Origin of the sequence: Prevotella sp. HCN-7019 (genome assembly GCF_037890215.1) — a bacterium.
GTDB lineage: Bacteria > Bacteroidota > Bacteroidia > Bacteroidales > Bacteroidaceae > Prevotella.
Map to the genome: position 1 here is coordinate 449782 of NZ_JBBKBO010000003.1, position 16193 is coordinate 465974.

A 16193-nucleotide genomic window follows, 5' to 3' on the forward strand; every position below is an offset into this window, starting at 1 on the left:
TCAATCAGACACTTATGACATTCGATTTCGACAAACTTATAGAACGCCGCGGAACAAACTGCGTGAAATGGGACACGGCAAAGGAAGAGGACGTACTGCCCATGTGGGTGGCCGACATGGACTTCAAGGCAGCTCCATGCATAGCCGAAGCTCTCAGAAAACGCTTTGAGCACGGTGTCTTCGGCTACACTATCGTGCCCGACAGCTACTACGAAGCCATCACAGGATGGTTCGAACGCCGCCACGACTGGCACATAGACCGCAGCTGGATAATCTACACCACAGGCGTGGTGCCGGCCATCTCGGCCACAATCAAGGCGCTGACACAACCGGGCGACAAGGTCATCATACAGACGCCGGTGTACAACTGCTTCTTCTCTTCCATACGCAACAACGACTGTATCATTGCCGAGAATCCGCTGATATACGAGAATAACTCCTATCACATCGACTTCGACGGCTTCGAACAGCTGGCCGTCGACGAGCGTACAAAGGTGTTCCTGCTCTGTAACCCGCACAATCCGGCAGGACGTGTGTGGCCGGTAGAAGACCTGAAACGACTCAACGACATATGCATGAAGCACGGCGTAAAGGTGATAAGCGATGAAATCCACTGTGAGCTTATAATGAAAGGCCACAAGTACACGCCCTTCGCGTCAATATCCGACGAGTGTCTGCACAACTCCGTGACACTCAACTCACCCACCAAGGCATTCAACATCGCCGGTCTGCAGATAGCCAATGTTGTTTCGTGCGACGAAGAGGTGCGCCGCAAGATAGACCGTGCCATCAACATAAACGAGATATGCGACGTCAATCCGTTCGGCGTAATAGCGCTTCAGGCAGCCTACAATGAGGGCGGCGAATGGCTCGACAGCCTCAATGAGTATCTTTACGGCAACTACATGGAGCTGCGTCGGTTCTTCAGCGAACGCATGCCTAACATCGGAGTGACACATCTTGAAGGCACATACCTGGTATGGGCAGACATACGAAGCACCGGAATGACGTCCGACGAACTCAACCAGAAGCTCATAACCGAAGGTCATGTGATGATGAACAGCGGCACAATGTATGGCAAGACTGCCGGCGAAGGTTTCCTCAGAATAAACATAGCATGTCCGCGCAGCCGAATGATCGAAGGACTGGAACGCATGGCACGTGTGATAGAAAAGCTCTGACGTTTTCACCATTAACACAATAACGAACATGAACACAAGACAGGATTTCAGATTCGAAGTATGCGCCAACGGCGTGGAAAGCTGTCTGGCAGCACAGGAAGGCGGCGCCGACCGCGTGGAACTCTGTACCGGCATACCCGAAGGCGGCACCACTCCATCGTACGGAGAGATTAAGGCCGCACGGCGGCTGCTCACATCCACACGCCTGCATGTCATCATAAGACCGCGCGGAGGCGACTTTCTCTACACTCCGCTCGAGATCGAACGCATGATGACAGACATCAGTGTGTGCAAAGAACTTGGTGCCGACGGCGTGGTGTTCGGATGCCTCACTAAGGACGGTGAAGTGGATATGGACTCCAACCGCAGGCTCATGCAGTGTGCCGAAGGCATGTCCGTGACATTCCACAGAGCCTTCGACATGTGCCGCAATCCGCAGAAAGCGCTTGAAGACATCATATCTCTCGGCTTCGACCGCATACTTACCTCTGGTCAGCAACCCGACGCCCTGAGCGGTGCACCGCTGCTGCAGGAACTCAACAAGCAAGCCACCGGACGCATAATACTGCTTGCAGGATGTGGCGTTAATGAGAACAACATCGGCCGTCTGCGTTCTCTCACAGGTCTGAACGAATTCCACTTCTCCGCCAGAACAAAGGTAAGGAGCAATATGGAATACATCAACACACAGGTGTATATGGGCAGCAAAGATGCCGACGAGGCCTCCATTGACATCACCTCGGCCGCACGCGTAAGTCAGACAATAAAGGCCTGCCTTGAATAAAACATCATGCCATAAACGCAAAAACGCCACGATACGCAAGTATTTGTGGCATTTTTTTCGTACTTTTGCGCTTATTCTAATCAAAAAACCTAATTTATGAAGTACTTGTTTACCACTATCATCACATTATTATTATCTTCCATGCACGTTCTTGCTGACGGTGCCAAGAGTAAAGTGCCGCTGGCTGACCCTTACGTTCTGCTCGACGGAGACACTTATTATGCCTATGGCACACACAGCGCCGACGGTATTGAGGTGTGGACTTCGGACGATCTGTATGTCTGGGAGTACAAAGGCCTTGCACTGAACAAAGCCAATACCACCGAGACACAGTGGTTCTGGGCCCCTGAAGTTTACTATAAGAACAACAAATACTACATGTATTATTCGGCCAACGAACACCTGTATGTGGCCACATCGGACTCTCCGCTCGGTCCGTTCAAGCAGGAAGGCACCTATCAGATGAACAGTCTTCTGGGTTCGGAGAAGTGCATCGACTCGCACGTTTTCTTCGATGACGACGGCAAGGCTTACCTTTTCTTCGTGAGATTCACCGACGGAAACTGTATCTGGATGTGCGAACTGGAGGACGATTACATGACTCCGATAGACGGAACACTGAAGAAATGCATCAATGTTTCACTGCCTTGGGAAAACCTGCTCGGCCGTGTCTGCGAAGGCCCCAACATGGTTAAATTTGAGAACAAATACTATCTCACCTATTCGGCCAACGATTACAACAGCCAGAACTATGCCGTAGGATGCGCCACAACTTCCTCACTCAGCAATCCGACATGGGGCAAATACACTACACCGATACTTTGCAAAATAGAAGATCTCGTAGGAACCGGCCATCACACAATATTCACCGACAAGAACGGAATAATGCGTATAGCGTTCCACGCACACAATTCCACCACACAGGTGCACGACCGTCTGATGTACATCGGCACCATGGAGTTCACAGGAAGAGAGGGCCGCAGAGTGCTCAAAATGACGGATGATCCGATAATAAGACCGATAACACCTGATGATGTCACAGACGGCATCGGAAACATCAGTACCGGCGAGACAACAAAAGAATATTTCTCACTCAGCGGAATGAAGCTTTCCGAACCGCAGAAAGGCGTGAACATCGTACGCGAAAACGGAAAGACTCGCAAGGTTGTTGTAGAGTGAACAACGGGACATCATCTGTCCTGTCCGGAGAAAAAGAAATATTTATAATTATAAAAAAGGAAAACAGAAATGGAGAACGCCACGTGACGTTCTCCATTTCTGTTTTTATCATTATTCTGTTTATTGCTTATCGTCGTGTGCAATGCACTTTTCTGTCCGGCATAAAGCGCTATTCCGTCGGACGGAACAGACTTTTCCACACTGCATTACGCACTTCACTGTCAGTCAGAAATGCTTATTTCAGCACCTCGATGGCACGCTGCATACGGCGCAGAGTCTCTTCCTTGCCGAGGAATGCGGAGATATCGAACATGCCAGGACCCTTGCCTTCGCCTACAAGAGTAAGTCTGAAAGCGTTCATTACATCGCCAAGCTTGTAGCCCTTCGACTCAACCCATGCCATGACAACCGGCTCCTGACCTTCAACAGAGAAGTCATCAATGCCTTCCAGCACCTCTGCCAGTTCGCCCATAACCTTGGCCGAATCAGCCTTCCAGCGCTTCTTCACAGTCTTGGCATCATATTCTGTCGGTGCGATGAAGAAGAACGAGCAGAGCGGCCAGAGTTCCTTGACGAAACTGACACGGTCTTTCATCATCTCCACTACCTTAAGCACGCGCTCGAACGGTTCATCAATTCCGTTGTTGGCAACGATAGGTGCGAAGAGTCTTGCAATCTCCTCACTGCTCTTACGCAATATATATTCATGGTTGAACCATATTCCCTTCTGATAGTCGAAGCGCGCTCCGGCCTTCGAACATTTGGTTATATCGAACAGTTCCACGAGCTCATCGAGTGTGAAAAGTTCCTGTTCGGTGCCCGGATTCCATCCAAGCAGAGCAAGGAAGTTAACCACAGCCTCAGGGAAATAACCGCTCTCGCGATAACCTGAAGACACGTCGCCGGTCTTTGGATCATGCCATTCCAGCGGGAAAACAGGGAAACCGAGACGGTCGCCGTCGCGTTTGGACAGTTTACCCTTGCCCTCCGGTTTGAGCAGAAGCGGCAGATGAGCGAACTTTGGCATTGTGTCCTCCCAGCCGAAAGCCTTGTAGAGCAACACGTGAAGCGGTGCGCTGGGCAACCACTCCTCACCACGGATGACGTGGCTTATCTCCATCAGATGGTCGTCAACGATGTTTGCCAGGTGATATGTCGGCAGTTCGTCCGCACTCTTATAAAGAACTTTGTCGTCGATGATGTCGCTCTTTATAACCACCTCGCCGCGTATCATGTCGTCAACATGCACATCCACGCCCGGCTCTACCTTGAAACGAACAACATACTGCTGTCCGTCGGCAATGCGCTGCTGACATTCCTCAGCGGTCATCGTGAGCGAGTTGGTCATCTGCAGACGCGTATGGGCATCATACTGGAAGTTTGCAATCTCGCCGCGTTTCTTCTCCAGTTCCTCCGGAGTGTCAAAAGCGATGTATGCCATGCCCTTCTCAAGAAGTATGTCGACATACTTCCGGTAGATATCCCTGCGCTCGCTCTGGCGGTAAGGACCGTAATTGCCTCCGAAGGACACGCCTTCGTCGAACTTGATGCCAAGCCACCTGAACGACTCGATGATATATTCCTCGGCCCCGGGCACGAAACGATTAGAGTCGGTATCTTCTATTCTGAATACAAATTCGCCGCCATGCTGACGTGCGAAGAGATAATTAAACAGTGCCGTGCGCACGCCGCCGATATGCAGCGGACCCGTAGGACTGGGCGCAAAACGCACTCTGACTTTATTCTCTGACATTGAATACAAAATAAATTATTTATATATAATTTTCCTGCAAAAATAATACATTTTTTTCAAATGTTGACAGTTTTTTATTACTTTCGCAAAGGAAACAAAATAATATGCCGATTATGAACATGCCGAACAAAAACAGGGGGCAACTCCTTCGCAACATAATGATTCGCTCCTCGCTCATTGCCGTAACCGTCCTTATTATTGTATGGTCGCTGCCGAGAACCGAAAGCAAGCACTATCGCTACGACATCGGCAAACCATGGATGTACAGTTCGTTCATAGCAAAGTTCGACTTTCCTATATACAAGACCGACGAGACCATTAAACAACAGGAAGATTCGGTACTCGCCACATATCAGCCATACTACAACTACGACAAAGACGTGGAGCAGGTACAGCTAAAGAAACTGTGGACCGACTTCCACGACGGCATCCCGGGGCTGCCCGACCAGTACCTGGAAATAATAGCCGACAGACTGCACAGGCTCTACCAGTCGGGCATCATGGACACGCCGGAATATAACGAGTTATACAAGGACTCGGCAAACATGGTGAGAATAGTGAACGGCAACAACGCACAGAGCACCCGTATCACCTATGTCTTCTCCACAATGACGGCATACGAGTACCTGTTCATGGACAAACGGCTGGAGCTGCAGAGACAAGTCTTGCAGAAATGTGACCTGAACAATTACATAGAACCCAACCTGATATACGACAAGGAGCGCAACGAGACCGAGCGCAGCGACCTTCTCAGCAGCATACCGCCAGCAAGCGGCATGGTGATGAGCGGACAGAAGATCATCGACCGTGGCGACATCGTGGACGAACATACCTACCGTGTGCTCAGCTCCTTCGAACGGGAGATGCAGCGCCGCGGTGCATCTGCCAATCAGATAACGTCGAACATCATAGGCCAGGTGATATTCGTGACCATCATGATAATACTGTTCACCTGCTACCTCAGCCTTTTCCGCCGCGACTACTTCGACAAACCGCGCAGCATAGCCATGCTCTACGCACTGATAACGATATTCCCCGTCATCGTGTCGTTCTTCATGCGCCACAACTTCCTGAGCGTGTACATCATACCGTTCGCCATCGTCCCCATCTTCGTCCGGGTGTTCATGGATTCGCGCACGGCCTTCATCACCCACGTGACCATGATTCTCATCTGCACCACGGCGGTGAAATATCAGTATGAATTCATCATCATCCAGATAGTATCAGGCATCATAGCCATCTACTCGCTACGCGAACTGCTCCACCGTTCGCAGGTTTTCAAGACGGCACTTTTTGTCACCGTCGGCAGCTCGGCCGTATATTTCGCCATGCAGATGATGCAGGACACCGACTTCCCTATGGTGGACAGCGACATGTACTACCACTTCTGCGTGAACGGTGTGCTCGTGTTGCTGGCCTATCCGCTGATGTTCATCATCGAGAAGACCTTCGGATTCACCTCCAGCGTCATGCTTTTCGAGTTGTCAAACACCAACCGCGGTCTGCCCCACGACCTCAGCGAGACTGCTCCCGGCACATTCCAGCACTCCATAACAGTGGGTAATCTGGCAGCCGAAATAGCAAGCAAGATCGGCGCAAACAGTCTGCTCGTGCGTACTGGAGCACTCTATCATGACATAGGAAAGATGTCTGATCCGGTGTTCTTCACAGAAAACCAGGCCGGAGTGAATCCGCACGAAAACATATCCGACAAGGAAAGCGCACGCATCGTGATAAGCCACGTCACCGAAGGAGTGAAGATGGCCGAGAAAGCTGGACTTCCGGGAATAATCAAGGACTTCATCCTGACCCACCACGGCAGCGGAGTGGCAAAATACTTCTACATAAAATACAAGAACGAACATCCCGACGAAGACGTGGACATGACTCCGTTCACCTATCCGGGACCGAATCCTTTCACCCGCGAGCAGGCCATTCTTATGATGGCCGACGGTGTAGAGGCTGCCTCACGCTCGCTCCCTACATATACGGAAGAGAGCATATCGTCGCTTGTAAACAAGATTATAGACAGCCAGATGGCCGACGGTTTCTTCAAGGACTGCCCCATCACGTTCCACGACATAGAGCAGGCCAAGCTCGTGCTCATCGAAAGACTCAAGGCCATATACCACACACGTATTTCATACCCGGAACTGAAGAAATACGAAAAAGCACCTGCCCGTCCGAAGCGCAAGAACAGGTGGGGACACAACTAAAACCTTAGCCGGAAACGGCAGATAGATACACGGCATGTTGCACATTTGTATTCATTTGTGCAACATGCCGTTTTATTTTAGTTAACATTCATTAAACATTAAGTATCAAATACGGCACTAAAGGACAATTTAAGTAACTTTGCGACCTGTTATTTAAATATTATTAAGATGAATAAATTAAAATTAGCCTGCATCGCATTATTTGCTGCGTGTGGCAGCACCTCATTTGCAGGCGGCATTATCACAAACACCAATCAGAACATCATTTTCTTGAGAAACCCGGCGCGCGATGCTGCCATCGGCATCGACGGCGTATACAGCAACCCTGCCGGCGTAGCCTTCCTCGGCAACGGATTCCATCTGTCAATAAATATGCAGAACGTGCACCAGACACGTACTGTAACCACAGCCTACGGCGAACTGTTCAAGTTCAACGTGAACAATCCCGCATCGGCCGACAACGGCTATGCACGCAAGTTCAAGGGTGTAGCCGACGCACCGATAGTGCCGTCAGTACAGGCAGCCTACGTGAAGGACGACTGGACATTCCAGTTCGGATTCGCCATAACTGGTGGCGGTGGAAAGTGTGAGTTTGCCAACGGTCTCGGTTCGTTCGAAGGCGTTGTGGCAGGCATTCCGGCCAGTCTCATCGCCGCCGGCATAAACAACAGCCTTGCACCGATGGGCACTCAGCTCACGGGCGGCTACTCCATGGATCCCTTCATGCGCGGACGCCAGTACTACTATGGCTTCACCCTGGGAAGCTCATACAAGATAAACAACAACCTCTCGGTGTATGGCGGACTCCGTATGCTCTACGGTACGGCCAACTACTACGGCTACGTGAAGAACATATCGCTGCAGCAGAGCGCCGGCGGACAGCTCTCCATGGTAGGCGCACCCACATTCTTCGAGTCGCTGGCAGCATCGCTCAACCAAGCGGCTGGTATGTATGAGGCTGCCGGACTGCACGAAGAGGCTGCCAAAGCAAGAGCGCAGGCCGCACAGATGACAGGCTATGCACAGATGACTCAGGACATAGAGCTCAACTGCGACCAGACCGGTTGGGGCGTGGCACCTATCATCGGCGTGGACTTCAAGACCGGCCGACTGAACCTCGCTGCCAAATATGAGTTCAAGACACGCATGCGTCTGAAGAACAAATCGGCCAACAGCCTCAGCGCCGAGAACATAAGCATGCTCGACAAGTATGCAGACGGCAAAAAGGTGGCAGAGGACTCACCCGCACTGCTCACCGTGGGAGCACAGTACGAACTGCTGCCTTCGCTGCGCGTCATGGCCGGCTACCATCACTACTTCGACGTGGACACAAAGCAGTACACCAAGGACATGCTGGGCGACACCAACGAATATCTCTTCGGAGCAGAGTTTGACATCAACAAATACATACAGGTGAGCGCGGGAGCACAGCGCACAAGCTACGACTTCAACGACGAAGCCATGAACGACATAAGCTACAACGTAAGCTCATGGTCGTACGGACTCGGCGTGGGAGTGAACGTGACCGAGAAGGTGAAGATAAACGCCGCCTGGTTCCAGACACTCTACGACGACTACGACAAACTGCAGGCCAACGGCACGATGAACATCAGCAACTCGTTCACACGTACCAACCGTGTCATCGGTCTGGGTGTCGACATAAAACTGTGATACACACGTTGCCGCGCTTTTCTGCCCAAGGCGGCCGGCAAAAAGAAAACTGCATATTTATGCAGAATCCGATGTCGTGAATGAATAAATATTCATCGTCAACTTCACGAGAGTGCCCGCGCTGAGCAAAAAAGTACAGCCGGCCGCAAATTCGCGAGTTTTGAGGACATATGATTAAAATTTTGTGTATCAACACATTACATAAAATCAAGAAACAGAACAATTTGTTCTGACACACAGAATAGGCTATTTCGGAGTGCGAAATAGCCTATTTCATGCCATGAAATGAACCATATCGGAGCATGATATAGACTTAATCGCACCATGATAAAGCCTGTTTCACAACACAAGGTCCGGAAAACGACCGCACGGCGGTGGAAAAACGTGACAAAAAAATAAAGAAAACCGGCCGGCAGAATCGATTTTAACATTCGTTCACTTCTCTTTTGCGATTTTCTTTTGTCAAATTTTTTTACTTTTTATATGCAGAAAAACTGCATAAAATCCAGCGCGCTACAGCTGATAGGCACAAGTTGGAAACATCACAGCGGGTCCACGTCGTAATAGGTTTCGAGCGTAGCGTAGCGCTTATTCTGCATGAGCAGGGCCAGCTGGGCACACAGACACTCACGCACACGCGGCAGACTTATGCCCGCCTCGAGCTTTATTATGATCTTTCGTATGCTCATGGTCTTGACACGTGCCACCGACGGACGGTCGGGTCCGAGCACGCGCTCGCCCAACATTCCGCGCAACAGGCGGGCCATGTCGGCGGCAGCTTCGTCGGCCACCTGCGCATTGCGGTGGCGCAGATATACGCACACAAGATGATAGAACGGCGGATAATGGAACATGCGGCGCTCCTCGAACAGCTCTTTATAGAACGTCTTGTAGTCGTTTCTCACCACCTCGCCTATGACGGGCAGTTCCGGATTGCGGGTTTGCAGTATCACCTTTCCGCGTCCGCTCTTGCGTCCTGCGCGCCCTGCCACCTGCGCCATCATCATGAAAGCGTGCTCGTAGGCACGGAAGTCAGGATTGTTGAGCATGGTGTCGGCGTCGAGAATACCCACCACCGACACGTTGCCGAAGTCGAGACCCTTGCTCACCATCTGTGTGCCGATGAGCAGATTGGTCTGTCCCGACGAGAATTCGCTGATGATACGTTCGTATGCATTGCGCGTACGTGTGGTGTCGAGATCCATCCGCGACACACGTGCTTCGGGGAAAATCTCGCGTATGCGGTCCTCTATGTTCTCCGTGCCGTAACCGCGCGAGCGCAGTTCGGTGCTGCCGCAGCACGGACACTTGGCCGGAACGTAGTACACACTGCCGCAGTAATGACACGTCAGACGGTCGAGCGATTTGTGCAGAGTCAGACTGACATCGCACTTATCGCAGTGGGGTACCCATCCGCACACGTGACATTCTATCATCGGCGCGAAGCCACGGCGATTGTGGAAGAGTATGGCCTGGCGGCCGTCGGCCAGCGCTTCGCGCACAGCCTTGAGCAGCACCGGCGAGAACGGACCGTTCATCATCTTGCGGCGGCGCAGGTCTTTCACGTCTACCACCTGTATCTCAGGCAGCTGTATGTTCTTGTATCGGGTCATTATGCACACAAGTCCGTACTTGCCTGTGAGCGCGTTGTTGTAGCTCTCTGCCGAAGGAGTAGCCGAACCGAGCAGCACTTTTGCCCCGCACATCGACGCAAGCACTATGGCTGCCGAGCGAGCATGGTAACGCGGAGCAGGGTCCTGCTGCTTGAACGATGTCTCGTGTTCCTCGTCCACGATGACCAGTCCGAGGTTACTGAAGGGCAGAAACAGCGCCGAGCGCGCGCCGAGTATCACTCCGTAAGGATTATCAGACAACTGTCGGTTCCATATCTCAACACGTTCAGCATCGCTGTATTTCGAATGATATATGCCAAGACGGTCGCCGAAGACGTTGCGCAGACGCTTCATTATCTGCACCGTAAGGGCTATCTCCGGCAACAGATAGAGCACCTGACGGCCTTCGCGCAGGGTTTTGTCTATCAGATGAATGTATATTTCGGTCTTTCCGCTCGACGTCACACCGTGCAACAGCGTCACGTTCTTCGTCTTGAATGTCTCCTGTATCTCGTCGTAAGCCCTCTGCTGTGCTTCGCCCAGAGTCTTCATGTTCTCGGGATGAGCCTCACCACCGTGACCTATACGCCCCACCTCACGCTCGTATATAGTGAGAAATCCACGCGAGACGAGCGCACGCAGCGTTGTTGTGGTGGAGTGAGCCTCGTTCAGAAGTTCCTCGCACGTCAGTTCCGCAACGTCATCACGTGAGCCTCCGGAGCAAGCCTCGTCCCAATGACTGAGTGAGAGATATTGCTCGAACAGGTCTTTCTGCTTTCTGGCATGTGTCTGCGTGAGCAGGTTCAGAACCACATGCAACGACTGTCCGCTGCGCATCTTCTCGGGCAGTGTGACGCAACGCTCGGTTTTCGGACGGTAGTTGTCCTCGCCTTTCAGTCCGGCAGGCAGCGCAGCCTTGAACACATCGCCCAGCGGCGACATATAGTAGTCGGCTATCCATTGCCACAACCGCAGCTGTAAAGCAGTGACGGAGGGGCGCGTATCAGACAGCGACAGTATGTCCTTCACCTCGAACTCCGGCTTCACATCGTGCACCTTCAGCACAACGCCCATGTATTTCTTGCTGCGTCCCAAGGGCACAACAACCCTCATTCCGGACTTGACGGCTGACGCCATGTCGTCGGGCACGGAATAGGTGAATACGCCTTCGAGAGGCAGAGGGAGTATGATGTCTGCGTAAACCATAGCTGATACAAAAATACTTATTTATGACTAATTCCGCAAACTATAACATGTTTGTTTTCGTACGGGTCTGCTTTTCTGACAGATATGCCGAAGGCCTGTCTCCACTGTGTCCGGCAGGGAACGCATACTGTAGGACTCTACGTCGGAACAAAGTGTACACGGCTGTGTTAAATATAAATAAATATAGAAATGCAGGCCTTTTCATACGGCAGGAAAAACTAAATTTGCAATGACGGAACTTATTTACCTGAACCCAAATACATAAATCTGTTATGCATAAAATCATCATGATACTGCTCACGGCATTATCCTCCATGACTTGCGTGAGCCAGACACTGCACGACGATATCAGTCCCGTGCCCTTCACCAACGTACATATAAACGACGGATTCTGGTCGCAACGGCTCGACACTATGCGCAACAAAACCATACGCTACGCCTTCCGCAGATGTGAGGAGGCAGGCTACATGAGAAACTTCGAACTGGCAGGCAAGATACTGAGCGGCGAACTGAAGAAAGGTGAAGCGCGGTTTCAGTCGGACTCGCCGTTCGATGATGCCGACCTGTTCAAGATCATCGAGGGCGCGGCATACATACTGAGCGTAAAGGAAGATCCGGAGTTTGAGAAATATATTGACAGCGTGATCGACAAGATTGTGGAGGCACAGGAACCTGACGGCTATCTGTTCACCAACCGCACAATAGGCAATCCCGTGCACGACTGGGTGGGAACTCTGCGGTGGGTGAACGACTGGAACCTCAGTCACGAGACATTCAACGCCGGCGAACTATACGAGGCGGCGGTGGCTTACTATGCCGCAACGGGAAAGGACAAGCTGCTCCGGGCTGCAGTGAAGAATGCCGACCTTGTGTGCAAGGTATATAATGACAACAGACTGAAGCTCGCGCCGGGTCACGCCGTCATCGAAATGGCGCTCGCACGGCTGTATGAGACAACGGGAGACAGTAAGTATCTCGACCTGTGCAAGTTCTTCATCGACTGCCGCGGACAGAAAAAGTTCGACTCGTCATCATCCGACATAAGAGCCAACGGCATGTACTGGCAGAATCATCTGCCGGCAACCGAACAGCGCGAAGCTGTAGGACACGCCGTAAGAGCATTGTATTTCTACTCGGGAATGGCTGACGCCATACTGCTGGGCGGACACAAGGAGTATGTCGAAGCCATAAATGCCATATGGGAAAACATTGTTTCTAAGAAACTGTATATCACCGGTGGTCTGGGTGCAAGGGAAGACAACGAGGCTTTCGGAGGCAACTACGAACTGCCCAAAGCCCGTGCCTATTGCGAGACATGCGCCGGACTGGCCAACTGTATGTTCAATCTGCGTATGTTCAGACTCTATGGCGACAGCAGATATATAGACGTTCTCGAACGGTCATTGTATAATAATGTGCTGAGCGGAATATCCGTTACGGGCGACATGTTCTTCTATCCCAACCGGCTTGAGGCAAGCTCTCGTGGACAGCAACGCAGCGAGTGGTTCGGCTGTTCGTGCTGTCCCACCAATCTGGCAAGATTCATTCCGTCTGTGCCGGGCTACGCTTATGCCACCGGAAAAGATGCTGTTTACGTCAATCTTTTTATAGCCGGAAAGGCTGACATCAGTCTCGGCAAACGGCAGATAAGCCTCAAACAACAGACGGAATATCCGTGGGAAGGCAACGTAAGGCTGTCGGTGGATAATACACAGAAGAGCGATTTCTGCATGAAAATAAGGATTCCGGGATGGGCACAGGGACGACCCGTACCGTCAGATCTTTACAGCTATGAGGCAACAAGCACAAAGAAAACCGTCATAAAGGTGAACGGCAGACCTTACGAATACGACATCAACCACGGATATGCGGTGATACAACGCAAATGGAAAGCGGGTGACACAGTGGAGATTGAGTTTCCGATGGAGCCACGCATAGTAACGGCAAACGCGAAAGTGAAGGCCGACCGCGGACTGATTGCCGTGGAACGCGGCCCGATTGTCTATTGTGCTGAGTTCGCTGACAACGGCGGAACACTGCAGGACCTTTACATTCCACGCGGCGCATCGCTCAAAGTATGTAAGACAGAAGGCATAGTCAATGGCATGCGTACCATCGTTGCGCAGGGACGCAGATGTTCTGCCGACGCGCAGAATGGTGTTTCCGAGTCTGCAGCAGACGTAACTCTGATTCCTTATATGGCACGTGCCCACCGCGGAGCAGGCGAAATGAAGGTGTGGATGCCGACAGACGGGAAAGCCATAATGGAAAACATGGACTATATCGATAAGGTTGTGATAGCCGACGAAACATCAGAACGTGAACACAATCTGCAAGGACAGAATATGCGGTCGGACACTTCGCTAGGATGGCGCGATGCACTCGACGGATGGATTTCGTACGACATGACCGTCGATCCTCAGAAAACCAATGAGGTGGTACTCACCTATTGGGGCAGCGACGCCGGCAACAGGGAATTTGATATTATGGCTGACGGAACACCGATAGGACGCGACAGAATAGAGAACTGCATGCCATACGAGTACTACGATGTGCGACACGTCATACCGCAAGACATCACCAAAGGAAAGAAAAAGGTGACAATAATGATGAAAAGCCTCCCGGGAAAAATCACAGGCGGTATATTCGGAATAAAAACAACCGTCAAAGAATAAAACAGAAAAGGCCATGCCGGCCGCCATAAAACAAAGACTCATGGCGCGACAATCTTTCTGCGCCATGAGTCTGTATGTTTTTTTCATAAAGCCGCACCGCACATTCCGGCAATCAGCTTTCGTTCTTATTATCGCTCACAACCGCTTCCGCTCACCGGAAGAAACAGCTGCGGGCAATAGGATTTACGCTTTTCAGAAATAATATGCCATGGAAATCTGCCAGCTGTTGGAGCGTCCGCGGAACGCACTTCCCACTCCGTCGAGATATGTTATCTTGCCGGTCTTTCCACAAACGATATTATAGTTCGCACCAACCTGCAAATGGCTGAGCAACATAACACCCGCTCCGACGTTCACACTGAAGTTTGACGAATTGAGTTTCCAGTCTGCAACATCGTCGAAAAGAGTCTGGTTCTTGTCACCGACATTGAATCCGAACTGCGGACCGGCAGCCAGATAAACAGCTGCAAGACTTCCAAGACCTATGTCATAACGCAGGTTTATCGGAATGTTGATGGCCTGCTGCTTAATCTTTGTCACCTCATTGTCGGCGTTTGTAAGTTCAGACTCTCTCTGATCATAAAGCGCAGAAGCATCTATTCCGAGGCCGACAATAGGAAGAGTGAACTTCACAGTCGGACCGATGAAGAATCCAGTGCGGTTTGATGTTTCAAAAACATCACTGCTGAGCGACATGTCTGTGATGTTGAGACCACCTTTCACACCGAACTTCAACTGTGCGCTTGCAGGCATTGCAAAGCATGTTGCAGCTACAAGAACAATCAATGTAAATAACTTTTTCATAACTTTCATTTTTTAGTGTGTAAATTCGGAGTGCTCCCTTTCGGGAACACTCACTGTCCAATTGTGTCAATGTCTCTGCCGGCGTACCGTCACACGTGCCGATGATGACGAAGACGACGATGTGGAAGACGGTTTGCTCTTCTTTTTCACAGTCTGCGATGTTCCGCCGGATCTGCGATTCTTTTTCTTCGTTGCCTTCAGTTCCTTCTTGTCGAGCTTGGCTATGCTGTCGAGCGAATCCTTACGCACCGGATCGCCCCAGATATTCTTCTCAAACGCCTTCAGCTCGTTTTCAATGCGCTTCTGCTCCTTTGTCATGGCCGAATCGGTGGGGCAATACTGCGCAAGAGTCTTACCGAGCATGTTTGACGTCTTGTATATCTTGCCCTTATACATATTCCGGGTGAAATAGTCGTCCACGCTCATAACGGCAGCATTGTTCAGATTGCTGGTCATAATGGTCTGTCGGGTGAGGAACGGGGCCAGTTCGTCATACTTCACCCAGAAGAGCGGATAGGACGTAGCAGCATCGCCGAAGTCATCCTCACGGCGCAATATCGGGCAGAGGGCCGTCACCTTGGTATGGAAAGTGGCTGTTGCCTGATCATAATAGGCACATTCCTTCACATAGTATGCCGTAACCTCGCGCGATGGTATGTCGCTGTCGTCGATGCGTATACCTCTGTCGGTGCGCTCGTAGAATATGTGATAGTTGTCGAGAATCGACATAAGGTTGACCTTCGCCGACTCGTCAAACACCTCATTGCCGTCAAGTCTGTACTCATAAGGCGTGACACTGCGGCGCATCACAAGCTTGAAGATATAGGTGAAAAGGTTCATCTGCGAACCGAGCGGCTCAACCGGATAATACAGCGCGGCGTTGGCTTCGTCGTTAAGATCTATCTCCCGGTAGATGTCACGCCTCCACACAACATCCTCGTCCATCGGCGCCTGCGTCGGGAACGAAATCTGTGCTCTTGTAGAGAGTGCGTTGGCACTTGCCGCGGCAGCCTGCTGCTGTTCCCTGCGGCGTGCTTCCGGCTGCGCCGAAACGCTCTGCACGAGGCATGCCGCAATCAATATGAACATTAATTTTCTCATAATATATATA

General features: G+C 51.3%; 10 protein-coding genes. 6 read left to right on the forward strand and 4 right to left on the reverse strand.

The genetic code is table 11. The features are described 5' to 3' along the window. Positions 1 to 14 precede the first annotated feature (14 nt). The 3 genes from WKT13_RS06925 to WKT13_RS06935 all read left to right on the forward strand — a co-directional run bounded on the left by WKT13_RS06925 (position 15) and on the right by WKT13_RS06935 (position 3144). Positions 15 to 1181, forward strand: coding sequence for a MalY/PatB family protein (locus WKT13_RS06925; protein ID WP_340323338.1), 1167 nt, complete (start codon positions 15 to 17; stop codon positions 1179 to 1181). Between the two features lie 28 nt (positions 1182 to 1209). Beyond that, on the forward strand, positions 1210 to 1965 hold the full coding sequence (locus WKT13_RS06930) for a copper homeostasis protein CutC (protein ID WP_340323339.1): 756 nt from the start codon (positions 1210 to 1212) through the stop codon (positions 1963 to 1965). A gap of 96 nt (positions 1966 to 2061) precedes the next feature. Next, positions 2062 to 3144 (forward strand): glycoside hydrolase family 43 protein, encoded by a 1083-nt coding sequence (locus tag WKT13_RS06935; RefSeq protein WP_340323340.1) that lies wholly within the window; start codon positions 2062 to 2064, stop codon positions 3142 to 3144. A 235-nt stretch (positions 3145 to 3379) separates the two neighbouring features. On the opposite strand, the gene gltX is transcribed toward WKT13_RS06935, so the two are convergent. Next, positions 3380 to 4897 (reverse strand): glutamate--tRNA ligase, encoded by a 1518-nt coding sequence (gltX, locus tag WKT13_RS06940; RefSeq protein WP_340323341.1) that lies wholly within the window; start codon positions 4895 to 4897, stop codon positions 3380 to 3382. 113 nt (positions 4898 to 5010) lie between these two features. Between gltX and WKT13_RS06945 the strand changes: the two genes are divergently transcribed. Both WKT13_RS06945 and WKT13_RS06950 read left to right on the forward strand, forming a co-directional pair. Continuing rightward, positions 5011 to 7113 carry an HD family phosphohydrolase gene (locus tag WKT13_RS06945; RefSeq protein ID WP_340323342.1) on the forward strand — a complete coding sequence of 701 codons (2103 nt, stop codon included), beginning with the start codon at positions 5011 to 5013 and terminating at the stop codon, positions 7111 to 7113. Between the two features lie 168 nt (positions 7114 to 7281). Next, on the forward strand, positions 7282 to 8784 hold the full coding sequence (locus WKT13_RS06950) for an OmpP1/FadL family transporter (RefSeq protein WP_340323343.1): 1503 nt from the start codon (positions 7282 to 7284) through the stop codon (positions 8782 to 8784). A 542-nt stretch (positions 8785 to 9326) separates the two neighbouring features. Here the strand turns inward: WKT13_RS06950 and priA are convergent. Further along, a complete protein-coding gene (gene priA, locus WKT13_RS06955; RefSeq protein ID WP_340323344.1) occupies positions 9327 to 11603 on the reverse strand; it encodes a replication restart helicase PriA in 2277 nt (758 codons plus the stop codon). A gap of 272 nt (positions 11604 to 11875) precedes the next feature. Here priA and WKT13_RS06960 point away from each other — a divergent pair, with 272 nt between their 5' ends. Next, positions 11876 to 14278 carry a glycoside hydrolase family 127 protein gene (locus WKT13_RS06960; RefSeq protein ID WP_340323345.1) on the forward strand — a complete coding sequence of 801 codons (2403 nt, stop codon included), beginning with the start codon at positions 11876 to 11878 and terminating at the stop codon, positions 14276 to 14278. A gap of 192 nt (positions 14279 to 14470) precedes the next feature. On the opposite strand, the gene WKT13_RS06965 is transcribed toward WKT13_RS06960, so the two are convergent. Both WKT13_RS06965 and porN read right to left on the reverse strand, forming a co-directional pair. After that, entirely contained in the window at positions 14471 to 15082 is a 612-nt protein-coding gene (locus tag WKT13_RS06965; protein ID WP_340323346.1) for a porin family protein, read from the reverse strand. 66 nt (positions 15083 to 15148) lie between these two features. Then, on the reverse strand, positions 15149 to 16183 hold the full coding sequence (gene porN, locus WKT13_RS06970) for a type IX secretion system ring protein PorN/GldN (RefSeq protein ID WP_298619249.1): 1035 nt from the start codon (positions 16181 to 16183) through the stop codon (positions 15149 to 15151). Between the last annotated feature and the right edge of the window lie 10 nt (positions 16184 to 16193).

Coding starts and splice junctions, on each gene's coding strand:
- WKT13_RS06925 (WP_340323338.1), top strand. CDS start 15: ATGACATTCGATTTCGACAAACTTATAGAACGCCGCGGAACAAACTGC.
- WKT13_RS06930 (WP_340323339.1), top strand. CDS start 1,210: ATGAACACAAGACAGGATTTCAGATTCGAAGTATGCGCCAACGGCGTG.
- WKT13_RS06935 (WP_340323340.1), top strand. CDS start 2,062: ATGAAGTACTTGTTTACCACTATCATCACATTATTATTATCTTCCATG.
- gltX (WP_340323341.1), bottom strand. CDS start 4,897: ATGTCAGAGAATAAAGTCAGAGTGCGTTTTGCGCCCAGTCCTACGGGT.
- WKT13_RS06945 (WP_340323342.1), top strand. CDS start 5,011: ATGAACATGCCGAACAAAAACAGGGGGCAACTCCTTCGCAACATAATG.
- WKT13_RS06950 (WP_340323343.1), top strand. CDS start 7,282: ATGAATAAATTAAAATTAGCCTGCATCGCATTATTTGCTGCGTGTGGC.
- priA (WP_340323344.1), bottom strand. CDS start 11,603: ATGGTTTACGCAGACATCATACTCCCTCTGCCTCTCGAAGGCGTATTC.
- WKT13_RS06960 (WP_340323345.1), top strand. CDS start 11,876: ATGCATAAAATCATCATGATACTGCTCACGGCATTATCCTCCATGACT.
- WKT13_RS06965 (WP_340323346.1), bottom strand. CDS start 15,082: ATGAAAAAGTTATTTACATTGATTGTTCTTGTAGCTGCAACATGCTTT.
- porN (WP_298619249.1), bottom strand. CDS start 16,183: ATGAGAAAATTAATGTTCATATTGATTGCGGCATGCCTCGTGCAGAGC.